Origin of the sequence: Duganella sp. CF517, assembly GCF_900110275.1 — a bacterium.
GTDB lineage: Bacteria > Pseudomonadota > Gammaproteobacteria > Burkholderiales > Burkholderiaceae_D > Rugamonas.
On record NZ_FODC01000001.1, the window covers coordinates 173,533 to 196,128 of the forward strand.

Below are 22,596 nucleotides of genomic sequence, written 5' to 3' on the forward strand. Positions count from 1 at the left end.
CGCCTTACATCTTCAGGGTCAGCGAGATATATGCGGCGCGTCCCGGTCCGGGCGAGAACATCGGTTGCGCGTCGGCGGCCGGCCAGAAGAAATTGTCGTACCACGCATACGCATAGCGGCGGTCGGCAAGGTTTTTGATCTGAACATCGACGCTCACGCGCCTGGACAGCGCGTACCGCACGCTGGCGTCGAACAGGACAAAGCCGCCGAACTTGCCGCGCGCGTTCGGGCTGTCGATAAAATAATCGCCCTGCGCCCTGCCCTGCAAGCCCACACGCCATTTGTCCGAGGGACGATATTCGGCGCCGGCGTTGCTGATATGGCGCGGCGTGGAAAACACTTCCTTGCCGGCCAGCGAGACGCCATCGGCGGTGAAGGCGCTGACCACTTCGGCCTTTTGCAGCGAATGGGAAAGCCAGAAATCCAGCGTGTCGGTCGCGCGCGCGGAGATCTGGATGTCGACGCCCTGCCTGCGGGTTTCGCCCAGGCCGACCGTGGTGCCGGTGGCCGGCATATTGGCGACCTCGCCGGTGGCGTCCTGGCGCCACACGGCCAGCCGCATGTCCGACCCTGGCAGCGGCTTGAACTTGACGCCGAGTTCCTTGCCAGTGTTGATCGATGGCGCGAACGTGGCCTGGTTCGCCACCAGATAGGCCGGGCCGCCCGATCCGGTCAGGACCTGGAACGTGCGTCCCCAGTTGCCGTACAGGCTGACATTGGCGGCCGGGTTGTACACCATGCTCAACTTCGGTTGTTCGATCCAGCCATAATCCTGCAGGTCGGACTGGACGCCCAGCGTCCTGACCTTCGACGTACCCGAGAATTTATCGGTGCGGAAGCCGGGGACGATCTTCAGCGAATCGAACGGCTTGATGATCGCCTGGACGTACGCGCCGAAGTTATCGAGCGTGTAGACGTCATTGTTCTGGATCTGGGCCGGCGTGCCGAAGTCGGTCGGCACGGCGAAGGTGTAGCGCTGGCGGCGATAGCGGTTGTCCTGATGCTCCGCGTTGACGCCGCCGTCGATGACGAGCGTGTCGTTGGCGCGCCAGGTCAGCGTGCCCAGGAAACCGTATTGATCCTCGTCCCACAGGCGCCGCTGCCGGGGCGCGGTGCCGGCCGGATTGCTGGTGAAGGTCACGCGGCGATCGTCCGCATAGCTGTTGTAGTACAGCTTGCTGCTCAGGAACGCGTCCGGCGTCAGCTGCCAGTCGAGGTGCGCGCTGGCGTGGCGCATCTCGCGCTCGCTGGTGTCGTTGGCGTTCTTGGCCGGCGACTGGTGACGGTCCTCGGCCATCTGCCCGGCGGTCAGGAACCCCGGCTCGTCGGCGTCATGCTTGTAGGCGCGCACCACCAGGCCGGCCTTGACGTCCTTGCCGGGCGACGTCAGGAACCACTTGGCGCCGAGCGAGTACTTGTCGCTATCGCTGTGATCGCGCGGGCCGCTCGAAACCTGCCTGGCCAGCATGTAGTTCTGGGCCAGGCCGTCGCTCTCGTGGCCGATCGCCACCTGCGCCTCGCGGGTGTCGAAGCTGCCGTAGGTAAAGCGGCTGTCGACATAATTGCCGCCCTGGCGCGTGGCGAAGTTGATGTTGCCGCCGATGTTATGCAGGCCGTACCGGGGGTCGTTGGTGCCGCGCACGACCTCGATGTAGTCGACCTCCAGCGGGAATATCATGTCGATGAAGCGCTGGTTGCCGCTGTTGACATTGCTGGGCACGCCGTCGATCAACACCTTGATGCCGTTGATGTAGCCCTCGCCGTTGAAGGCCCGGAACGTGGCCTTGCCGGACTCGGCTCCCATGCGGGTCTCCGTGAGCTGGACGCCGGGCAACTGGCCGACCAGTTCCCAGCTGTTGGCGACGTTCTTGTCCTCGACCTTGTCGGCGCCGAGAATATCGACCGACGTCAGCACGCGGTTGCTTAACAACGGCCCGGCGAGCCGCTGCCCGCTGATATGCACCTGGCCGATCGTGATGGCGGTGTCGTCGGCCTGGACGCCGGCGCTGATAAAAGGCATGGCCGAGGCGATGGCCAGCGGCAGGAGTTTTGGTTTCATAAGGATCTTCAGTGGAGAAATCACAAAGGCGGCGCCGCGTGGCAGTATACACGCGCCCCGCACTATTGCAAGTCTTTTGCAATAAGCAGCACCTCTTCCTCGAAGATCCCGACGCCTTGCGCCGCGCCGCGCGACTCCTGCCGAGCCGCTAGCCGGCCGACCAGCCGCCGCCGATCGCCTTCACCAGCTGCACGCCGGCCTGGCGGTAGCGGGTGGTCAGATCCAGTTCGCTGCGGGCCGACTGCAGATACGCCGTTTGCGCCGTCACCACTTCCAGATAGCTGGCCGCGCCCTGGTCGTAGCGTTTCTTGGCCAGCTCCAGCGCGCGCCGTGCGGCGGCGGCCGCCAGACGGTCGGACTTGGCGGCCTCGTCGTAGTTGGTCAGCAGCGACAACTGGTCCTCCACCTGCTGGAAGGCGGTCAGCACCACCGAGCGGTAGCGCTGCCCCGCCTCGTCGAGCACCGCTTCGGCGTTGGCGATCTGCGCCTTGCGCTTGCCGCCGTCGAGCAGGCTCACCGCCAGGGTCGGACCGATCGCCCAGAACAGGTTCGAGGCCTGCGCGAAGCGGCCGAAGTCGCCGGACTGCAGACCGCCGGCCGCGTTCAAGGTCAGCGACGGGAACAGCGCCGCCCGCGCCACGCCGACCTGGTCGCTGGCGGCGGCCACGCGCGACGCGGCGGCGGCGATGTCGGGCCGGCGCCGCAGCAATTGCGACGGCAGGCCCAGTGGCAGCACCGGCGCGACGAAGCCGTAATCGGCCGGCGCCACCGCGAAGTCGGCGGCGTTGGCGCCGACCAGCGCGGCGATCGCGTGCTCCTGCACGTTGCGCTGCGCCTGGCGCTGGCGCAGCAGCGAACGGGTCGATTCGAGCTGGGTCTCGGCGCGCGCCAGGTCCAGGCCGGACGCGCTGCCGCCGTTGTGGCGCTGCGTGACCAGCTCCGCCTGGCGCCGGTAGGCGGCCTCGGTCTCGCGCAGCAGCTTGAGGTCGGCGTCGGCGCCGCGCAGCGCCAGCAGCGTGTCGGCCAGCTGCACCTGCAGCGAAAGGCGCGCGGCGGCCAGGTCGGCCTCGGCGGCGCGCTCCTGCGCCACGCCGGCGCTGACCTGCTTGCCGATGCGGCCCCACAGGTCGACTTCGTAGCCGAGGTCGAATTGCAAGGTGCCGCTGTCGTACTCGCTCGGCGACGTGGCGCCGCGCAGCGGCTTCAGATCGGACTGGCGCAAGCGCTGGCCGTTGAGCGAGGCGCCCAGGGTCGGCGCTTGCGCCGCGCGCAGCACGCCGGTGGCGGCCTGGGCCTGGCGGTAGCGCGCCAGCGCGCTGGCCAGGTCCGGGCTGTTGGCGATCAGCTGCCGTTCCAGCTGGTCCAGCTGGGGATCGGCGTACATCGTCCACCAGTCTGCCGGCAAGGCCGGGACCTGGTCGCTGGCGGCGGACCAGCCGGGCGGCACGTCGCGGAAGGCGGCGGCCATCGGCACCGCCGGCGGCGCCTGCACCGGCGCCTCGGCGCACGCCGCCAAGGCCAGACTCAAGGTGGTGGCGTAGAGGAGCTTCACGGCTTGGCCTTGGCGTTGGCGCCCGCGCCGGCGCTGGCCGCCACCCGCACCACGTCGCCGGTGGCGACGCCGTCCGGAGGATTGGCGATCACCTGGTCGCCCTTGTCGAGACCGGCCGCGACCTCGACCGCATTGCCGAGGTCGCGGCCGACGGTGATGCGCTTGACCACCACACGGTTGTCCTTGCCCAGCACGGCCACCTGGGTGCCGGCCTTGTTGAAGATCAGCGCGCTCGGCGGAATGCTCAGCGCGCCGCTCGACAACGGCGCCTCGAAGTGGATCGAGGCGTAGCCGCCCGGCAGCAGCTCGCCGCTGTCGTTGCGCACCGCCAGTTGCACCAGCATGGCGCCGGAGTTGGCGTTGATGGCCTGCGACAGCGACTGCACGGTGGCGGTGTAGACCTTGCCGGCGCGCTCGGGCACGGTCAGCTCGGCCTGGTCGCCGACCTTGATCGAGGCCACCTGGCGCTGCGGCACGTTGACGTAGACGCGCAGGCGGCTGATGTCGGACACGACGAACAGCTCGCTGCCGGGCGTGCCGCCGACGCCGATCAGCGCGCCGACGTCGGTGTTGCGCGCCGTGACCACGCCGTCGAACGGCGCCACCAGGCGGGTGTAGCGCTGCAGCGCCTGCACGCGGTCGACGTTGGCCTGCATGGCGTTGACGGCCGACTGCTTGGCCGCCAGGTCGCCGGCCTTTTCGTCCGCTTCCTGGCGCGAGACGGCGTCCGCCTCCAGCAGCCCCTGCCAGCGCTTGGCGGTGCTGGTGGCCAGCGCCAGGTTGCTGCGCGCGCTGGCCAGTTCAGCCTTCGCCTGCAGCAGTTGCTGGTCGAGGTCCGGGGTTTCGATGTCGGCCAGGGTCTGGCCGGCCTTGACCGGCGCGCCGATGTCGACCTTCCAGTTTTTCAGGTAGCCGCTGACGCGCGCGTAGATCGGCGCCCGCGCCCACGGCTCGATGCGGGCCGACAGGTCGATCGCGGCGCCGGCCATTTGCCCGGCCGGCAGGATGCTGACGGCCGGCACCAGCGGCGCGCTGGCTTGCTTGACTTGCTGCGCCTCGGACCGGCGGCTGATGACGCCGGCCGCGACCAGCGCGGCGGCCAGCACGATCAGTCCCAGGAACAGCGGCTTGTGCCCCTTGCGGGTGGTGTTAGTTGGCATGGACGGGGGCTCCTGAAACAGGTTGATCATTTTTCGGCTGCGGGGACGGCGAGGCCTTGGTCCCGGGCGCGTGTTGTTTGTGGACGATGCTGAACAAAACCGGCACGAACAGCAAGGTGGCCGTGGTGGCGAAGATCAGGCCGCCGATGACGGCGCGGCCCAGCGGCGCGTTCTGCTCGCCGCCGTCGCCCAGGCCCAGCGCCATCGGCAGCATGCCGATGATCATCGACAGCGCCGTCATCAGCACGGGACGGAAGCGCACCGAGCCCGCCTCCAGCGCGGCGGCGGTGGCGTCGCCCAGTTCGTCGAGGCGTTCGCGCGCGAACGAGATGACCAGCACCGAGTTGGCGGTGGCCACGCCCATGCACATGATGGCGCCGGTCAGCGCCGGCACCGACAGCGTGGTGTTGGTGGCGAACAGCATCCAGACGATGCCGGCCAGCGCCGCCGGCAGCGCCGAGACGATCACCGCCGGATCGAGCCAGGACTGGAAGTTGACGACGATCAGGAAGTAAATCAGCACCACCGCGCCCAGCAGGCCGAACAGCAGGCCGGAGAAGGCGCGGTCCATGGTCTTGACCTGGCCCAGCATCTGCGCCGACGCGCCCTTGGGCAGCTCGGCCTTCGTTTCCGCCAGCAGCTTGTTGATGTCCTTGGCGACGGCGCCGAGGTCGCGGTCCTGGGTGGTGGCGTAGATCTGCACCATCGGCGCGATGTCGTACTGGCTCACCAGCGCCGACGCCGTGCCGCGCTGGAAGCGGGCAACGCCGCCCAAGGTGGCGCCGCCGGTGGTGGCGCCGTTGCCGACCGGCAGGTTGGCCAGCGCCGACAGCGAATCGAGCTGCGGCTGCGGCGTCTGCATGACGATCGGGTAGCTGACGCCGTTGGCCGGATTGAGCCAGAAGGTCGGCGCCACCTGCGACGAGCCGGCCAGGTTGACCACCATGCTGTTGGTGACATCGCGCGTGGTCAGGCCCAGCTGCTGCGCCTGGCCCCGGTCGACGTCGACGTTGAACACCGGCGCCTTGTTCGATTGCTGGATGCGGGCGTCGGCCACGCCGGGAATGGCGCGGATGCGCTTGAGCAGCTTTTCGGCGTAGACATAGTTGTCGTCGATCTTGCCGCCGCGTATCTGCACGTCGATCGGCGCCGGCGAACCGAAGTTCAGGATCTGGCCAACGATGTCGGCCGGCGGGAACGAAAACGTGGTGTCGGGGAATTCCTCCGGCAGCACCTTGCGCAGCTTGCGCACATATTCGGCGGTCGGCGCGTGCTCCTCGCCCAGCGCGATCTGGAAGTCGCCGTCCTGCGCGCCCATCATGCCGGTATTGTTATAGACCATGTTGATCGAGCTGGCCGGCATGCCGATGTTGTCGGTCATGGTGACGATCTCGCTGGCCGGAATCACGCGCCGGATCGCCTGGTCGATGCGGGCGAAGCGGGCCGCGGTTTCCTCGATGCGGGTACCGACCGGCACGCGCGCGTGGATCAGCACCTGGCCCGAATCGACCGCCGGGAAGAAATTACTGCCCAGGAAAGGCACCAGCACGAACGACGCCGCCACCACCAGCAGGAAGCCGATGACGAACGGCGGCCGGTTGCCGATCGCCGATTGCAGGATGTCCATGTAGCCGGCGCGCACCTTCTCGAAGCGCGCCTCGAAGCCGCGCTGGAAGCGCACCAGCGGGTTGCCGGACGGCGCGGGCGCGCCGTGGCCGCCGTGGGCGTGGGCATGGCCCTCGCCGGTGTCGTGCGCCGTGAGCAGGTAGTTGGCCATCGTCGGCACCAGCGTGCGCGACAGGATGAACGAGCAGACCATCGCGAAGATCACCGCCTCGGCCATCGGCACGAACAGGAAGCGCGACACGCCGTCGAGGAAGAACATCGGCACGAACACGATGCAGATGCACAGCAGCGAGACGAAGGCCGGCGTGACGATCTGCGCGGCGCCGTCGAGGATGGCGTTTTCCACCGACTTGCCCTGCTCCAGGTGCCAGTTGATGTTTTCGATGGTGACGGTGGCGTCGTCGACCAGGATGCCGACGGCCAGCGCCAGCCCGCCCAGCGTCATCAGGTTGAGCGACTCGCCGATGGCCGACAGCGCCACGATCGAACCGAGGATCGACAGCGGGATCGACACCGCGATGATGATGGTCGAGCGCCAGCTGCCCAGGAACAGCAGGATCATCAGCGACGTCAGCGCGGCGGCGATCACGCCCTCCGACGCCACGCCCTTGATGGCGGCGCGCACGAACACCGACTGGTCGTTGATCGGCGTGACCTTCAGTGCGTCCGGCCAGCCGGCCTTGAGCGTGTCGATCTTCGCGCGGACGCCGTCGACGATGGCCAGCGTCGACGCCGAACCGTTCTTCAGCACCGACATCAGCACCGAGCGGCTGCCGTCGACGTGGACCACGTTGGTCTGCGGCGCGTTGCCGTCGTGGACGTTGGCGATGTCGCCCAGGTATATCGTGGCGCCGTTGACCACCTTGACCGGCAGGCGCGCCAGGTCGGCGATGGCCGACGGCGCGCTGTTGAGCTGGATCGTGTATTCGAGCGTATCGATTTTCTGCGTGCCGACCGGGGTCAGCACGTTCTGCGCGGCCAGCGCGTTGGCGATGTCCTGCGCCGACAGGCCGCGCGCCTGCAGCAGCGCCGGATCGACGTCGATCTGCACTTGCCGCTGCTTGCCGCCGTACGGCAGCGGAATCGCCGCGCCCGGCACGCTGACGAGCGGCGTGCGCACGGTGTTGGTGCCCAGGTCGGACAGCTGCTGCTCCGACAGGCCCTTGCCCGACAGCGCCACCTGCAGGATCGGCACGGTGGCGGCGTTGTAGTTGATGATCAACGGCGGCGTGATCCCGGCCGGCATCTGCTTGAGCAGCGCCTGCGAGATCGCCGTCACCTGGGCGTTGGCCACCGCCACGTTGACGCCGGGCTGGAAAAAGATCTTGACGATGCTCACGCCGGTGTAGGTGTTGGCCTCGATGTGCTCGATGTCGTTGACCGTCGTCGTCAGCGCGCGCTGGAACAAGGTCGACACGCGCCCGGCCATCTGGTCGGGCGGCTGGCCGGTGTACTGCCACGCCACCGCGATCACCGGGATTTTGATGTCCGGGAAAATGTCGGTCGGCGTGCGCAGTGCCGCCAGCGGACCGGCGATCAGCAGCAGCAAGGCCATAACCACAAAGGTATAGGGACGCCGGAGCGCCACGCGGACGATATCGATTAACACAAGTTACCCCCAGGGACGGCCCGGCCGCGCATAGGGCCGGATATGCTACATTAGTGAATCAATTTTAGCCGTTTTATCGTTATTCACGGCTTAAGAATTGTTTCTGCTATGTATCACGGCTGGAGGTGATGGGGCGGCGGGGCTCCGGCGAACCATTGGGCCAGCCGCGCGATGGCGGCCCAAAGGCTCGGCCGACGATCAGGCGGCGGGCGCGATTTCCATGGCGAAGTCGCGATAGGAATGCAGCGGACGGCCCAGGATGCCGGTCAGGCGCTCGACGTCGCCAGCGTCGGGGATCATGCCGTCGCTGACATACCGCTCGGCCATCAGGCGCATCTCGTAAGCCATCCACTTCGGCATGAAGGTCGCCAGATTTTGTTCGAAGCCGGCCGGATCGTCGCCGCCGTAGGCGATCGGACGCCCCAGCACTTCGGACCAGATCGCCGCGACGCCGGCGCCGGTGAGCGTGTCCGGACCGACCAGGTTGATGGTGTCGATCGGCAGCTTGCCCGGCGCCCGGTCGCGGCGGATCAACTCGATCGCCGCGACTTCGGCGATGTCGCGGGCATCGACCATGGCGACGCCCTTGCCGCCGATCGGCATCGGGTACACGCCGTGCTGGAAGATGACGTCCTTGACCATGTGCTCGTTGTCGATGAAGTACGACGGCCGCAGGATGGTGGCGCTAAAACCCATCTGTTCGATCATCCGCTCCGCGCCCAGCTTGACCGCGAAATGCGGCACGTTGACGAAGTGGTCGCTGTGCAGCACCGACAGGTAGACGAGCCGCTCGACACCCGATTCGCGGGCGATGTTGAGCGTGATCAGCGCCTGGGTGAACTCGTCGCCGGCCACGGCGTTGAGCAGGAACAGCGTGCCGACGCCTTTGAAGGCGCTGCGCAGCGAGTCGATGTCGAGCAGATCGCCCTTGACGATCTCCACGCTGGAGGGGAAATCGGCCTTGGCCGGATCGCGAACGAGGACGCGCACGTTGGCGCCACGGGTAACGAGTTGCTGAACGACCTGGCGGCCGACACGGCCGGTGGCGCCGGTAACGAGGATAGTCATGGTAGTGCTCCTTGGTTGGGTTGAAAGACTGTGCTTGAAAGACAGTTCCATGGTAGTAGTACCGCGCATGGTCCGATAGATGCCATAATGGGACACCTCGTCTCACTGGTGGAACACATGGACTTGCTCGCACTGACCGATTTCAATCTTGTCGCCCGACACGGAGGCTTTGGACGGGCCGCGCGCGCCACCGGCCGGCCCAAAGCCACGCTATCGCGCCGGGTAGCGGAACTGGAGGCCGCGCTCGGCCTGCGCCTGCTTGAACGGGGCGTCAATTCGCTGAAGCTGACCGAGGAGGGCCGCGCGCTGCATCAGCGCACGTGGGCGTTGCTGGCGGAGGTCGACGAGACGGTGGCGGCGATCGTGTCCGGCGGCGAGACGCCGCAAGGCAGGTTGAGGATCAGCGCGCCGCTACTGTTTTCCCATGCCGCACTGGGCAAGCTGGCCGCCGGATTCGCGGTCAAATATCCGCAGGTAAGGCTGGAGGTGACCACCGATGACCGCCCCGTCGACATGGTCGAGGAAGGCTACGACCTGGTGATCCGGGTCAACCCCGATCCCGATGAAAGCCTCGTCGGACGGATCTTTTTGCGCGATCGGTTGGTCGTGGTGGCGCACCCGGCGTTGCAACGGCCGGCGGACCAGTCGGTCGTCGCCGCCGTGGTGCGCGGCACGGCCGACAGGAGCGAGCGCTGGGAGTTGACCACGCCGGCGGGCAAGGCCAGCATCGCCATCGAGGCGGTGTTGCGCCTGTCATCGCACTTCATGGTGCGCGACGCGGTTCGGCTGGGCGCCGGCGCCGCGCGCCTGCCGGTGTCAATGGTGATCGGCGACCTGGCGGACGGCTCGCTGGTGGCCTGGGGCGACGTCGACGGACCGGACGTGGCGCTGTGGGTGCTCTACCCGTCGCGGCGATTATTAAGTGCCCGCGTATCCGCTTTCCTCAACTATCTCAGGGAAGCGTTTCCCGATGGCACGGCGGAAGAACTGGCCAATTTCATATCCAATCGCTAGCGAAGGCGCGACGGCGCCGCGCCCGCCGAACGCTGCGCTTCATTTTGCGCGACGGGTCGCCTTGCGCGCGCCGCTGCTCTTGCGCCGCGACGCCGACCGGCGCGGCGGTTTGTGCGTGTGCTTCTTCGTCTCGCCCGCCTCGGCGCGCTGTTTGTTGACAATGCGCGAGGCGACCTCCTCTTCCCTGCCCTTGTAACGGCCCTCCTTCTTGAACTTGCGTTCGATCTTTTTGTATTCCTTCTCGCGTTTCGCGTTGGCTCCTGTCGGCATGGCGCCCTCCCTTGAAATGACGTTCAGGATACTTTTTGGTGTGCCGGCTGTATGCGAAATCCCGCACATTCGACGCAATAAAAATGCGAAGCGAAAAGGTGATGGCGCAGGCCTTGGCCGCCTGGGGGCGGATCGATGTCGTCGTCAGCAATGCTGGCCACGGACGGCGACCCGCTCAAGATGGCGCGTGCGATGATCGCGCCGGATTTCTACTGCGAATCGCCCTCGGCCATCTGGCCGAACACCTCGTCGCGCCGCACCCAGGCGTGATACAGCGCCGCGCCGAGGTGGGCCAGGATGGTCAGGAACAGCAGGTACGCCAGCACGCCATGCAGCGGGCGCAGGAAACCGTAGACCTCGGCACTGTGCGGCAGGATCGCCGGCAGGTGCACGCCGCCGAACATCGTTATCGGATAGCCGCCGGCCGACAGCATGGCCCAGCCGATCAGCGGCATCGCCAGCATCAGCCCGTACAACAGCCAGTGCGACGCGTGCGCGGCCAATTTCTGGATCGCCGGCAGGTCGGCCGGCAGCGCCGGCGTCGGCCGGGTCAGGCGGTTGACCAGGCGCACGATGGCCAGCAGCAAAATGGCGATGCCGAGCGGACGATGCAGGTCGAGCAGCTGATCGCGGTAGCGCAGCGAGACGACCATGCCGGCGCCGACGAACAGCATGGCGAGGATGGCCAGCGCCATGGACCAGTGCAGCACCCGGGCGAGAAGGTTGAAGTGGCGTGGGCGGTTCATCGTGCGCTCCCGGTCTGGCCGATGGGTTGGGCGGTCTTGCCTTGGCTGATTTCGCGCTCGCGCCGGTTGAACGACACCGAGTACGCGGCCGAGCGGGCATGCAGGACCGGATCGTCGCTGGCGGCGATGCCGGTTGGCAGTATCAAGGGATCGAAATTGATGTCGCGGCACGGGCCGGTCGCCTGCGGCTCGGCATGCGCCAACGTCAACGTGCCCAGCGTGGCCTCCTGGCGCGTATCGGGCCAGGCCTTGGATGGATCCGTGATCGGATCGCCGGGCGCGGCGATTTGCACCACCATGTCCCACACCAGCGGGCCGGCGGCCAGGCGCCGGTTCAGGTCTTCGATGAGGAAATCGGGGCTGGCCGCCTTCAGCTGATCCGGCGTCATCGCCACGAACGGCGCGCGCGGCCGCATCGACCAGCGCACCATGCGGTCGGCGCCCTGGGCGTCCGTCAGCCGGAACGCGTTGACGCCGTTGAAACGGGTGCTGCCCAAACTGTCCGACCTGGGCGCCGATTTGGCCCACGCCTGGAACGCGGCGATCTCCGGGTTGGCGGCCAGCACCGCCTTCATCTTGGCCGGGTCGGGCTTGCCGGTGGCGGGATCGGGTTTGCCGGCCTCGTTCATGGCCTGGAAGGCCTGCGGCGTGGCCGCGGCGAAGAACGGGAAGCTGTTCATCGCGATGCGCCAGTCCTGGCCGTCGTCCGTTTTCAGCTGCACGGCCATGCCGCGCACCGGCGAGGCGCCGTCCGGCGCGTACGGGTTGTTGGAGGACGCGGAAAAGCGGCCGATGACGGCGATCGACGGCTGCGAAAAGGCGCGCGCCTTCGACAGTTTGGCCGCCTCGGGCGTCGGCGCGAACGTGCCGGCGAAGCAAACGCCCTTGCTGTGCGCGCGGCGGAAGCCGGCCGCCTGCTTGCCCGACGTCTCGGCGAAGTCCATCATTTTTTGCGGGGTCAGGTTGTGGTTGCCGAACCAGCCGCCGACCCACGCGAACAGCGCGGCAAGGACGGCCAGGATCAGGGCGATCGGTAGCAACAGAAGCATGGGGCCTCGGCGGGGCGTAGGCGTGGGAGTGGGCATGTCGGTCTGGCTTTCGTTGGTTCGATGGCTGGTGAGGGATTTTGCGTGGAGCGATCATAGCGCTCCCGGCGCGAAACACCGGTCCTTCAGGACATTGGTGTGGATGCGGGCCGCGCCGAAACGCCGGCCGGTCGCCACATCATCGAAGCGATTTTAGCCGTCTTATCATTACGACCAGATTACTAATTGTTTCCAGGATGTATCCGGCGCGGGTGGCGTTGACGCCTGCGCAGGGAATCGCCCGCGTACTATACTGGCGCCTGTCTCCTGGAGCCGATCGCCGATGACTTCCTTGTCCAAGCCTGAAACACACCGCCCGCGGGATGCAGCGGGCGCGACGCCCTGCTGCGCCGCTACACGCACCCACACCGCGCCGGCGCCGGCGCCGCAGCCCCTGGCTGCGCCGGACGCGGCGCCGCCCCGCCCCATGGTCGCCTTCCCCGCCGTCACCTTCCTGATGGGCACCGACTATGCGGGCGCCAACCCCGGCGACGGCGAGGGGCCGGTGCGGCCGGTCGCGCTGTCGCCGTTCGCGATCGACGCCTGTCCGGTGACCAACGCCGACTTCGCGCGATTCGTGCGCGCCACCGGCTATGTCACCACGTCCGAGCACTATGGCAACTCCTTCGTGTTCCAGGGCCAGATCCCGGCGGGCCGCTACGACGAACTGGTGCGCGACACGCTGGCGGCGGCGCCGTGGTGGTGCCTGGTCGACGGGGCGTCGTGGCGCGCGCCGGAGGGGCCGGGCTCCAGCATCGACGCGCGCATGGCGCATCCGGTGGTGCATGTGTCCTGGCACGACGCCATGGCCTACGCGGCCTGGAGCGGCGGCGCGTTGCCGACCGAGGCGCAGTGGGAATACGCCGCGCGCGGCGGCCTCGAACAGAAGCTGTATCCGTGGGGCGACGAACTGACGCCCGGCGGACAATTCCTGTGCAATGTCTGGCAGGGGCGCTTCCCCGACCTGAACACGGCGGACGACGGCTACGCCGCCACCAGCCCGGTCGACGCGTTTCCGCCGAACGGACACGGTCTGTATGCGGCGACCGGCAACACCTGGGAGTGGTGCCTGGACTTCTGGGGCGTCGGTTTCAGCGCCGCCCCCGCTTCCGATCCGCAGGGCCCGGCGGACGGCGCGGCGCGCGTGATGAAGGGCGGCTCGTTCCTGTGCCACGCGTCGTATTGCAACCGCTACCGGCCAGCCGCGCGCACCCGCAACACGCCCGACAGCGCGGCCTCCAACATCGGCTTCCGCTGCGCCAGGCCGCTGCGCTGAGTTAGCCGTGAGCTAGCCCTGAGCTAGCCCTTGCCGGGCTTGGTCGTGGTGGCCGGGCCGGGGTCCGGGTACTCGGCCGAGGCCACGTGCTCGCGCGCCATGCCCGCCGCCATCCGGGCCACGATGTCCGGGTGCCTGGCGGCCAGGTTGGTGCTCTCCTTCGGGTCGCGCGCCAGATCGTACAGTTCAAGCGGCCCGCCGCGCGTCAGGCGCACCGCCTTCCACTTGCCCCAGCGCGCCGCCTGGCGGAATTCGGGATCGTAGAATTCCCAGTACAGCAGGCGCTCGGCGGGACGGCTGCCGGGATCGACCAGCAGCGGCTTCAGGCTCACGCCGTCGGTTCTTTCCGGCGCCGCGCCGGCCAGGTCGAGCGCGGTCGGCAGGAAGTCCGGGAAGTAGACCGGGACGTCGGTGACCGCGCCGGCGGCGACCTTGCCGGGCCAGCGCACGATCCACGGGTCGCGGATGCCGCCTTCGTACATGTCGCGCTTGTAGCCCGTCAGGCCGCCGTTCGAATCGAAGAAATCGGCCACGCGGGTCTGCTGCACCGTCGGTTCCGAGCGCGGACCGTTGTCCGAGGCGAAGAAGATCACCGTATCCCGCTCCAGGCCGGTGCTGGCCAGCTTGTCGAGCAGGCGGCCGATGCCCTGGTCCAGATAGTGGATCATGGCGGCGTAGGTCTTCTCGTCGTCGGCCCAGCCGGCGCGGTCGGCGTAGGGGCCGAAATCCGGCGCCGTGAACGGCGAGTGGGGGCTGTTGTAGGCCGTGTAGAGGAAAAACGGCGCCTCGCGGTGGCGCTCGATGAAGTCGATCGCGTCGTCGGTCACCATGAACGGCTCGTAGCGGCCGTGCCTGCCGTTGGCGTTCTCCGGAATGTCGACCAGCTTGTCGCCGTGCACGCGCTGCGCCGGCCAGTAACCCGGCGTGGTGTCGAACTGGATCAGCCAGCCCTTGAACTCGTCGAAGCCGAACTTGGGCGGCGTGGCGTTGGCCTCGAAGCCGTCCAGGTGCCACTTGCCCATCAAGCCGGTACGGTAGCCGGCCGCTTGCAGATACTGCGCCACCGTGCGGTCCTCCGGCAACAGGTTCGGACGCCGCCACAGTTGCGTGCCGCCGCCCTTGGTGCCGGTCTTGCCGCCGGCGATGGCGGTGTTGTCGCGGATGCGCGCGTGGCCGGTGTGCAGGCCGGTCATCAGTGCGCAGCGCGACGGCCCGCACACGGGGGCGCCGGCGTAGCCTTGGGTGAACAGCATGCCCTCGCGGGCCAGGCGGTCGATATTGGGCGTGGCGATCTTGCGCTGGCCATAGGCGGCGGCGTCGCCGTAGCCCATGTCGTCGGCCAGGATGAAGACGATGTTGGGGCGGCGCGCGCCCGCCGGCGGCGCGGCGATGGCCGGCGCGGCGGCGATGGCGGCCAGCGCGCCGAGGATGAATTCTCTACGGATCATCGGTGCGCTCCTTAATAGCGGTAGCCGAGCGTGACGCCCAGGGTGCGGGGATCGCCGAGGTAGCCGGTCACCGAGCCGTATTCATTGTTCACCAGGCGCTTGTAATAGGTCTTGTCGAAGGCATTGTTGAGCCACAGCGACGCGCTCCACTCGCCCTGCCCGGCCTTGCCCGACGTGCCCGCCGAGAACGCCGCCAGGCCATAGCCGGACACGCGCGTGAACCGCGAGGCGTCGACGGTGCCGTACATCCAGCTGCGCCACGCATAGCGGCCGGAGACGAAGTTCTTCAAGCCGTCGCCGCCGCTCCACTCGTAGCGCGCGCCGACGTTGGCCGTCACCCGCGGCGCGTTGAACACGCGCTGGCCGGTCAGGTCGCACGATTTGGGCGGCTTCGGCGCCAACAGGACCTCCGGCGGGCAGCGCGCGTTGTCGTAGTCGGTGTAGTAGGTGTCGTTGAAGACGGCGGCGGCGTCGAACTGCCAGGCGCGGTTCGGCGTCCAGTGCACGGTCGCCTCGGCGCCGCGCGACACATAGGCGCCCGCGTTGAGCAAATAGGCCTGCTGGTCGACCGGATCGTAGCCCTGGGTCTGGAAGTCGCGCACCTGCGTGGCGAACACGTCGGCCTTGAGGCGCAGGCGGTTGTGGTCGAGCTCGACCTTGACGCCCAGCTCCGCGCTGGCCGTGCGCTCCGGCCTGATGATCAGCGAATCGAGCCCCGCCTGCGCCGCCGCGCCCGATGAAATGTTCAGGCCGCCGGATTTCTCGCCGTAGGACGCGGCAACGTAGGTGCTCAGCGACGGCGCCGCCCGCCACGTGGCCACCACGGTGCCCGCCGGCAGGTTGTTGCTCTGCTCCAGGTAGCCGGAGTTGAACGGCGAGCGGTTGTAGCGCACGAAGCTGCCGCCGCGCTGGTCGTGGTTCAGGCGCGCGCCGGCCGTGAGGTCGACAGCGTCGCCGACATGCCACGTGCCCTGGACGAACGGCGACAGCGAACGGTCGCGCAACAGCCCCAGGCGGATGACGTCGAGCTTGCGGGAGACGCCGGCGGCCGTGCCCAGCCAGACATCCGGCACGCTCGTGTCCGCATAGCGCGTATGCGCCTCGATGCCGAGCTTTTGCCCCAGGTAAGTCAGGCCGAAGGCGTAGTCGACGACGCCGCCGGCGGGCGAATCGACGCGCAGCTCCTGCGACCAGCTGCGGTCGTGCTGCTGGAAGCCGCTGTCGGAATAGATCCGCACCGACTGGTAATCGGCCAGCGACGGCGCCGAATGGAAGTAGCGGAACGACGTGACCGACCGCAGCCGCCAGCCGTTGTCGAGCTGCCATTGGGCCAGCGCCGAGGTGCCGCCCTGCACCACGTGCGTGCTGGTCTCGTCGTCGAGGTCGACGTTCGGGCCGAACACCACGTTGTTGCCGATCGCCCGCGAACGGGCCAGGTAAGGGTCGCTGCCGTTGAAGCTGTGGGTGGCGACCAGCACCGGGGTCGGCGTGCTGTTGCTGTTGCTGTAGTCGGCCGACAGGCGCAACTTGAAGCGCTCGCCGTCGCGGTACAGCAGCTGGCCACGGCCGCCGGTCGAGCGCGCGCCATTGAGCTTGCGGCCGTTGCGCTGGTTGGTCACCGCGCCGTCGCTGCCGCTGCCGAGCAGGTTCAGCCGGCCCGCCCAGTTCTCCGACAGCGGCCCGGACAACACCGTCAGCACCCGCGCGTAGTCGTGCTGGCCCACCGACGCCGAGATCGACGCCTCCGGCACAAAGCCGGGCTCCTTGGTGTGGATGTCGAGCACGCCGCCGGTGGCGTTGGCGCCGAACATCGTGCCCTGCGCGCCGCTCAGCACGTCGACCCAGGCGACGTCGCCCAGGCCCGACAGCATTCCCGGCCGCGCCAGGTAGACGCCGTCGACGTACACGGCCACGCTGCTGGCCATGCCGATATTCTGTTCGCCGCTGGGCTGGCCGCCGCCGTCGCCGACGCCGCGTATGGTGATTTGCATGTCCGCCGGGTCCGTGCTTTGCACGTTCAGGCCGGGCACCAGCTGCTGCAAGTCCTCCAGCGAGCGGATGTTTTGGCGCTCGAACTGCTCGCCGGTGACGCGGTAGCTCGACGTCGGGGCGCGGCGGACATCCTCGTCCACCGCGTCCTGGGCGCCACGGTTGCCGCTGACGGTGACGCTGGCGATCGGCGGGGCTGCGGCATCGGCGGCGGCGGCGGCGGCCGCCGGCAGGCTGGCCAGCACGGCCAGCGCCAGCGTGGTGTTTTGGAGCGTCTGATACATGGAAATCCTCATGGCTGTCGGTGATACGTACCTTGTGCAATGAGAATCGAAAAGCGTCAGCGGAAAATGAAAATATTTTTCGCGGCGGCGTGCGCCCGGCGCAATCGTATCGCCCACCCCGGCGAAACAATGGTATTTTAATAAAACAGAAAAGCACAACCGTTCTTTTATATACCATGCCGAGGTCACGTGACACCCCTACTTTTCACTCCCGACGTCGAGGTTATCGACGATGACGAGCAGCAACTGATCGCCAGCATTGTCGAGCAGATGGCCGCCTCGTCGCGCTGCGCCTTCGAGCGCCACCGCCACGCGATCCGCGATGCCCACGCCAAGTCCAACGGCTTGCTCACGGGCGAGCTGGTGGTCCACGACAATCTGCCGCCCGAGTTGCGCCAGGGCGTGTTCGCCACGCCGCGCACCTACGCCATCGTGGCGCGCCTGTCGTCGGCGCCCAGCGACATCCATTCCGACGAAATCCCGGCCGCGCGCGGCTTCGCCTTCAAGATCATCGGCGTCGACGGCGCGCGGCTGGCGCCCGACATCGCCGGCCACAACCAGGATTTCCTGATGGTGAACTTCCCCGCCCTGGCGTTCGGCACGCTGCCCAAGTACAAGCGCATGCTCGGCCTGCTGGAGGCGAACGCGGCGGCGCCGGACGCGTTCCAGCGCCTGGTGGCCGGCACCGCCCACGGCGCCAAGCAGGTGCTCGAGGGCCTGGGCGGCACGCCCGGCGCCACGCTCGACGGGCTGGCGCGCGACAACCACCATCCGCTGGGCGAGACCTACCACACCCAGGCCGCGCTGCGCTACGGCGACCATATCGCCAAGCTGTCGTTGGCGCCGGCGTCCGCCGAGGTGCGCGCGCTGAGCGGGCGCGACGTCGACGACATCGGCTATGCCGGCATGCGCGACGCGATCGGCGCGCACTTCGCCGGCGCCGGGGCGGAATACACGCTGTCGGCGCAGCTGTGCGTGGACCTGCAGCGCATGCCGGTCGAGGACGCGGCCATCGCCTGGCCCGAGGAACTGTCGCCGCACCGGCCCGTGGCCACGTTGCGCTTCGCCCCGCAGTCGACCGCGCACCCGGCGCGCCAGGTGTACGGCGACGACAGCCTGTCGTTCAACCCGTGGAACGGCGTCGCCGCGCACCAACCGCTGGGCGCCATCATGCGCGTGCGGCGCGTCGCGTACGAGCGCTCCACGGCGTTCCGCCACGCCATGAACGCGCGTCCGCGCGTCGAACCGACCCAAGCTTCCGACATTCCCGACTAAAGGACTTCCCCATGAACCAAAGCCCCGATAACAATCCCAACGAAAATACCGGCGACCCGCGCCTGCTCGACGAGACGCGGCTCGAAGCGATCCGCCGCCGCATCGACGCCGTCGCCCACGACGCGCCGCACCTGGCCAAAATCGCGCTCGAAGCGATGGTGCGCAAGCATAATCCCGACCTCAAAGGCAGCGCCGACTCGGCCGGCCGCGCGGGCAGGCAGTCCGGCAACGTCTCGGAACTGACCGCGATCGCGCCGCTCAAGCCGGGCGGCGCCGAGCGCCTGCGCCGTATTTTCGATCTGACCAACGGCAATATGGATGGCGCCCAGCGCGTGTCCACCTTGCACGACATGCGCTTCGTTTTCTTCGACAACGACACCCGCATCCTGTTCGCCACCACCTACGACGGCGACTGGGACAGCTACATCAACGACTTCGCCACCAAGATTCCCGAGCTGATGGATCTGCTGTTCACCAATATCGAAGGCTGGCCCGGCATCGACAGCCCGGCGGTCAAGGATTTCATCGCCGGCCACCAGATCGACGCCGCCGGCTGGTTCGTCGCCAACCCGCAGGTGACGGTGGTCGACACGCGCCGCTTCCAGCGCATGGACCGGGCGCTCACCGCCTTCCTCGACGAGATGGCCGCCCACCCGCCGCGGGACGAGGCCACGCGGCGCGCGCTCGAGACCCTGGGCGCGGCCATCGGCCAGCCGGAAGGGGTGGATTACTGATGAGCATACTCAACGACCTCAAGGCACGCTTCATTGGCGACCAAGCCACCCTCGCCCTCGACGATATCCAGGCGCTGATCCTGCGCTCGCGCCCCGAGCCGTACGTGGGCGTGCACGCGATGCTGCACATCGACGAGGCCGCCGGTGGACGGGCCCTGCTGGGCCGCATGGCCGAGCACGTTCCATCGGCCGCCGGCTGGACCGATGATCGCGACGCCTGGATGGGCCTGGCCATCAGCTTCGAAGGCTTGAAAGCGCTGGGCGTGCCGCAGGCGTCGCTGGAGAGCTTTCCGCTACCGTTCCAGCAAGGCATGGCGCAACGCGCCGAGCAATTGCGCGACACCGGCGCCAACGCGCCCGAGCACTGGGACGACGCCTTCGCGCCCGGCGCCTGCCACATCGCCCTGACGATCTACGCGCGCGACGACGCCGCGCTGGCGCTGGCGCTGGACCAGGCCATGAAGGCATTGGACGAGTCGAGCGGCGTGACGCTGGTCGGCCGGCATGCGTTCGGCGCCGACGAAGAGGCCAAGAATCCGTTCGGCTTCCGCGATTCGATCTCGCAGCCGCTGGTCGCCGGCAGCGGCGTGGCGCCGTTGCCGGGACAGGAACGGGCGATCGCGGCGGGCGAGTTCATCCTCGGTGAAAACAGCGAGACGGGCAAGCCGGTGGCCATGCCGGAGCCGCCCGAACTCGGTCGCAACGGCTCGTACGTGGTGCTGCGCAAGTACGAAAGCCAGGCGGGCGCCTTCAACGATTTCATCCGCGGCCAGGCCCACGCCAGCGGCGGCGACGGTGGCGCCGACGAGGAGCTGCTGGCGGCCAAGCTGGTGGGACGCTGGCGCAGCGGTGCGCCTTTGCCGCTGGCGCCCGACCACGACGATCCGGCGCTCGGCGCCGACCCGCAGCGCAACAACGGCTTCGATTACTCGCGCGACCCGCGCGGGATGGTGTGCCCGCACGCGTCGCACATGCGCCGGCTGAACCCGCGCGACAGCCAGCTGTCCATCCTTACCGACGTCAACATCCACCGCATCATCCGCCGCTCGTCCACGTACGGCCCCAAGTGGCGGCGCGAGCTGACCGCGCGGGACGACCGGGGCGAACGCGGCATCTACTTCATCTTCATCAGCGCGCGCGCCTACGATACGATCGAATTCCTGCAGCAGGAATGGATCAACCGGGGCAACTTCATCGACCTGGGCACCGAGCGCGATCCGCTGGTGGGCCTGCACGACACGCCGGGCACGTTCACGATCCCGCAGCAGCCGGTGCGGCGCCGCATCGACGGCGTCGGCACGTTCAACCGGCTGCGCGGCGGCGAGTACCTGTTCATGCCGTCGCTGGGAGCGTTGCGCTGGATCGCGGGCGGCGGCTGGCAGTAGGGCGGCGTCAGCGCGCCGCGGCGGCCCGGGTGAGCAGGCGCACATCGCCCCAGGTCGCCACCGTCGGCCGCGTCGATTGCGGTGTCGGTTGCGGCTTGGCGTCCCGCACCACCAACTCGACGATCTTGATGCCGTCGATATTGGCCGTGATCGGCGCCGCCCCGCCGCCCGGGACCGTCAACGGGCTTTCGGCAAGCAGCTTGCCGTCGCCATAGACAAAAAACCGCACCCCGGCGCCCGCCATTGCCGAGGAATCGTCCACGCCCACCGACGCCATCAGCAGCGCATGGCCGGCGTCGTTGCGCACTTGCAGCCGCGAATTGGACAGCACGCCGATGCCGGAATCAAACGACTGGCCGGCAATCTGCAGCGTCTGGCCGAACGGCGTGGTGTCGGCCTGGGCGCCGCCCCAGCCAGCGTACTGGGCGCGCGATCCGCCCGAGCGCGTCCCGGTCCACGGGTCGATCATGCGATGGATGGTCGGATCGAGCTCCGGCTGCCGGGTTCCGTCGACGGCGACGTTGATCGAACCGGGAATTTCGGACAGGTAGACGCCGTTCGGCAAGCGCCGCTTGCCGCTAGCCTCGAATACGCGCGTCTCGTGCGGCGCCAGCGTGAACGCCTGTTCGCCGCTGAACGTCAGCCGTTCCTTGGTCCACAGGTCCGTCAGCACCACCGGTGCATCATCCGACAATTTTAAATGCCCGGCCAGCAAGACCACCGGGGCCGGCGCCGCGCCGCGGTTGAACAGCGCCACGGCCTTGCGGTCGCCCTCGCCCAGTGTCTTGACGAGGATCTGCGCATCGTCGGAGTCGTAGGCCACCACGGCCTGGTGTCCCGCCTTGTCCTGGTTGAGGCGGATCAGCTCCGCGTTGCCCAGCACGCCCAGCAGCGACGCCGGTCCGTTGCGCAGGTCGTAACTGATCAGCAGCGGCGCGTTGATCATCGCCCACAAGGTGAAGTGCGAGCGCGCCTCGACCATGTGGTTGGCGTCGAACGCCTCGTGGCCGATGTGCAGGATGTCGGGATCGTTCCAATGACCGGGGCCGGCGTACAGCGCGCGCTTCGCCGCGCTGTCGAAGTTGTGCAGCATGCTGGTCCAGCTGGGCGTGATGTCGGCGCTGGTGCGCCACAAGTTGCCGACGTCCTTGCCCCACGAGCGCACATTCGCCATGCCCCAGGCGCATATCGACAGGATGTAGTCGCCGTCCGCATTGGCGGCCTTGAGGGCGGCGGCAACCGCCTCGTACCGGGTCCGCACCGCGCCGCTGTCGGTGCGATTGATCGCGCCACGGTCGATCAGCGGAGCGACCGCGCGGTATTGCTGCTGCGCCACCAATGGCGAGCCCGGCACGAAGTCGGCCAGCCCGCAGGCGTCGATCTTGATGTAATCGAATCCCCATTCCTTGAAGTACAGATCGATATCCTGTTCGACATGCCCATCGAGTCCGACTTCGCGCTCGGCCGTCGTGCCTTGCGGCAGATTGGGCGAATGCAGGTCGTAGGCCTGCGAACAGGCATTGCGGCCGATGTCGGTATAGATGCCCGCCTTCAGACCCATGGCGTGCAGCTTGTCGGTAAATGGCTTGAAGCTGGTGCCGTCCTTTCCGCCGGTGGCCGCCGACGGGAAAATGCTGGTGCGGATCTGCAGGCGTCCATCGCCCTGTCGCCGCTTGAGCCACCAGCCGTCGTCGACGTTGATGTAGCGGTAGCCCAACCTCGCCAGGCCGCTGTCGACCAGCACACGGGCCGCGCCGATGACCTTGTCCTCGTCGACTTCGGTGCGAAACGCGTTCCAGCTGTTCCAGCCCATCGGGGGCGTGGCGGCCCGTCCCGCCGTACGCCCCTCCCAGCGGCCCGCCGGCGCCAGCGGATCGTCGGCGGCCAAGGCGACGCCGGGCACGGCCAGCATGGCCAATGCCGCCAGCAGCCCGCCGACGACGGCGCGTGGATGAGGTTTTCCGTTATTGGACCGGCGGTGAGGCATGCGTAACCCTTTACTTGTTTTCATCGGGA

General features: G+C 68.1%; 16 protein-coding genes. 5 read left to right on the forward strand and 11 right to left on the reverse strand.

Translation table 11 applies throughout. The features are described from left to right. Positions 1–4: 4 nt before the first annotated feature. The 5 genes from BMX85_RS00700 to BMX85_RS00720 form a co-directional block, all read right to left on the reverse strand. Positions 5–2,059, reverse strand: a complete 2,055-nt coding sequence (locus BMX85_RS00700; protein WP_177196612.1) for a TonB-dependent receptor — start codon at positions 2,057–2,059, stop codon at positions 5–7. Positions 2,060–2,207: 148 nt separating this feature from the next. Next, positions 2,208–3,611 (reverse strand): efflux transporter outer membrane subunit, encoded by a 1,404-nt coding sequence (locus BMX85_RS00705; protein WP_090313680.1) that lies wholly within the window; start codon positions 3,609–3,611, stop codon positions 2,208–2,210. Then, positions 3,608–4,771 carry an efflux RND transporter periplasmic adaptor subunit gene (locus BMX85_RS00710; protein WP_090313683.1) on the reverse strand — a complete coding sequence of 388 codons (1,164 nt, stop codon included), beginning with the start codon at positions 4,769–4,771 and terminating at the stop codon, positions 3,608–3,610. The genes BMX85_RS00705 and BMX85_RS00710 overlap by 4 nt, the downstream gene beginning before the upstream one ends. Further along, positions 4,761–8,006 carry an efflux RND transporter permease subunit gene (locus tag BMX85_RS00715; protein WP_090313685.1) on the reverse strand — a complete coding sequence of 1,082 codons (3,246 nt, stop codon included), beginning with the start codon at positions 8,004–8,006 and terminating at the stop codon, positions 4,761–4,763. Before BMX85_RS00715 ends, BMX85_RS00710 begins: the two co-directional genes overlap by 11 nt. 198 nt (positions 8,007–8,204) lie before the next feature. Continuing rightward, positions 8,205–9,074 carry an SDR family oxidoreductase gene (locus BMX85_RS00720; protein ID WP_090313687.1) on the reverse strand — a complete coding sequence of 290 codons (870 nt, stop codon included), beginning with the start codon at positions 9,072–9,074 and terminating at the stop codon, positions 8,205–8,207. A gap of 117 nt (positions 9,075–9,191) precedes the next feature. Here BMX85_RS00720 and BMX85_RS00725 point away from each other — a divergent pair, with 117 nt between their 5' ends. Then, a complete protein-coding gene (locus tag BMX85_RS00725) occupies positions 9,192–10,088 on the forward strand; it encodes a LysR family transcriptional regulator (protein ID WP_090313689.1) in 897 nt (298 codons plus the stop codon). Positions 10,089–10,127: 39 nt separating this feature from the next. Here BMX85_RS00725 and BMX85_RS00730 read toward each other — a convergent pair whose 3' ends face one another. The 3 genes from BMX85_RS00730 to BMX85_RS00740 all read right to left on the reverse strand — a co-directional run bounded on the left by BMX85_RS00730 (position 10,128) and on the right by BMX85_RS00740 (position 12,153). Continuing rightward, entirely contained in the window at positions 10,128–10,358 is a 231-nt protein-coding gene (locus tag BMX85_RS00730; protein WP_090313691.1) for a hypothetical protein, read from the reverse strand. A gap of 209 nt (positions 10,359–10,567) precedes the next feature. After that, positions 10,568–11,104: a cytochrome b gene (locus BMX85_RS00735; RefSeq protein ID WP_090313693.1), complete on the reverse strand. Its 537-nt coding sequence runs from the start codon at positions 11,102–11,104 to the stop codon at positions 10,568–10,570. Continuing rightward, positions 11,101–12,153 (reverse strand): catalase family peroxidase, encoded by a 1,053-nt coding sequence (locus BMX85_RS00740; RefSeq protein WP_090313695.1) that lies wholly within the window; start codon positions 12,151–12,153, stop codon positions 11,101–11,103. Before BMX85_RS00740 ends, BMX85_RS00735 begins: the two co-directional genes overlap by 4 nt. 463 nt (positions 12,154–12,616) lie before the next feature. Between BMX85_RS00740 and BMX85_RS00745 the strand changes: the two genes are divergently transcribed. Beyond that, entirely contained in the window at positions 12,617–13,465 is an 849-nt protein-coding gene (locus tag BMX85_RS00745; RefSeq protein ID WP_090313697.1) for a formylglycine-generating enzyme family protein, read from the forward strand. A gap of 23 nt (positions 13,466–13,488) precedes the next feature. On the opposite strand, the gene BMX85_RS00750 is transcribed toward BMX85_RS00745, so the two are convergent. Both BMX85_RS00750 and BMX85_RS00755 read right to left on the reverse strand, forming a co-directional pair. Beyond that, on the reverse strand, positions 13,489–14,913 hold the full coding sequence (locus BMX85_RS00750) for an arylsulfatase (protein ID WP_090313699.1): 1,425 nt from the start codon (positions 14,911–14,913) through the stop codon (positions 13,489–13,491). Positions 14,914–14,924: 11 nt separating this feature from the next. Beyond that, positions 14,925–17,186 (reverse strand): TonB-dependent receptor, encoded by a 2,262-nt coding sequence (locus BMX85_RS00755; protein WP_177196613.1) that lies wholly within the window; start codon positions 17,184–17,186, stop codon positions 14,925–14,927. A 189-nt stretch (positions 17,187–17,375) separates the two neighbouring features. On the opposite strand from BMX85_RS00755, the gene BMX85_RS00760 reads away from it, so the two are divergent. From BMX85_RS00760 to BMX85_RS00770, 3 genes are read left to right on the forward strand one after another with little or no spacing between them, the layout of a single operon-like run. Further along, a complete protein-coding gene (locus tag BMX85_RS00760) occupies positions 17,376–18,461 on the forward strand; it encodes a catalase family protein (RefSeq protein ID WP_177196614.1) in 1,086 nt (361 codons plus the stop codon). An 11-nt stretch (positions 18,462–18,472) separates the two neighbouring features. Then, positions 18,473–19,195 carry a hypothetical protein gene (locus BMX85_RS00765; RefSeq protein ID WP_090313703.1) on the forward strand — a complete coding sequence of 241 codons (723 nt, stop codon included), beginning with the start codon at positions 18,473–18,475 and terminating at the stop codon, positions 19,193–19,195. Beyond that, positions 19,195–20,580, forward strand: coding sequence for a Dyp-type peroxidase (locus BMX85_RS00770; protein ID WP_090313705.1), 1,386 nt, complete (start codon positions 19,195–19,197; stop codon positions 20,578–20,580). Before BMX85_RS00765 ends, BMX85_RS00770 begins: the two co-directional genes overlap by 1 nt. A gap of 7 nt (positions 20,581–20,587) precedes the next feature. On the opposite strand, the gene BMX85_RS00775 is transcribed toward BMX85_RS00770, so the two are convergent. Continuing rightward, on the reverse strand, positions 20,588–22,567 hold the full coding sequence (locus tag BMX85_RS00775) for an NPCBM/NEW2 domain-containing protein (protein WP_090313707.1): 1,980 nt from the start codon (positions 22,565–22,567) through the stop codon (positions 20,588–20,590). Between the last annotated feature and the right edge of the window lie 29 nt (positions 22,568–22,596).

Bases quoted from the DNA above. Each gene is read 5' to 3' on its own strand.
- BMX85_RS00700 (WP_177196612.1), bottom strand. From the start codon at position 2,059: ATGAAACCAAAACTCCTGCCGCTGGCCATCGCCTCGGCCATGCCTTTT.
- BMX85_RS00710 (WP_090313683.1), bottom strand. From the start codon at position 4,771: ATGCCAACTAACACCACCCGCAAGGGGCACAAGCCGCTGTTCCTGGGA.
- BMX85_RS00720 (WP_090313687.1), bottom strand. From the start codon at position 9,074: ATGACTATCCTCGTTACCGGCGCCACCGGCCGTGTCGGCCGCCAGGTC.
- BMX85_RS00725 (WP_090313689.1), top strand. From the start codon at position 9,192: ATGGACTTGCTCGCACTGACCGATTTCAATCTTGTCGCCCGACACGGA.
- BMX85_RS00730 (WP_090313691.1), bottom strand. From the start codon at position 10,358: ATGCCGACAGGAGCCAACGCGAAACGCGAGAAGGAATACAAAAAGATC.
- BMX85_RS00735 (WP_090313693.1), bottom strand. From the start codon at position 11,104: ATGAACCGCCCACGCCACTTCAACCTTCTCGCCCGGGTGCTGCACTGG.
- BMX85_RS00740 (WP_090313695.1), bottom strand. From the start codon at position 12,153: ATGCTTCTGTTGCTACCGATCGCCCTGATCCTGGCCGTCCTTGCCGCG.
- BMX85_RS00745 (WP_090313697.1), top strand. From the start codon at position 12,617: ATGGTCGCCTTCCCCGCCGTCACCTTCCTGATGGGCACCGACTATGCG.
- BMX85_RS00750 (WP_090313699.1), bottom strand. From the start codon at position 14,913: ATGATCCGTAGAGAATTCATCCTCGGCGCGCTGGCCGCCATCGCCGCC.
- BMX85_RS00755 (WP_177196613.1), bottom strand. From the start codon at position 17,186: ATGTATCAGACGCTCCAAAACACCACGCTGGCGCTGGCCGTGCTGGCC.
- BMX85_RS00765 (WP_090313703.1), top strand. From the start codon at position 18,473: ATGAACCAAAGCCCCGATAACAATCCCAACGAAAATACCGGCGACCCG.
- BMX85_RS00770 (WP_090313705.1), top strand. From the start codon at position 19,195: ATGAGCATACTCAACGACCTCAAGGCACGCTTCATTGGCGACCAAGCC.
- BMX85_RS00775 (WP_090313707.1), bottom strand. From the start codon at position 22,567: ATGCCTCACCGCCGGTCCAATAACGGAAAACCTCATCCACGCGCCGTC.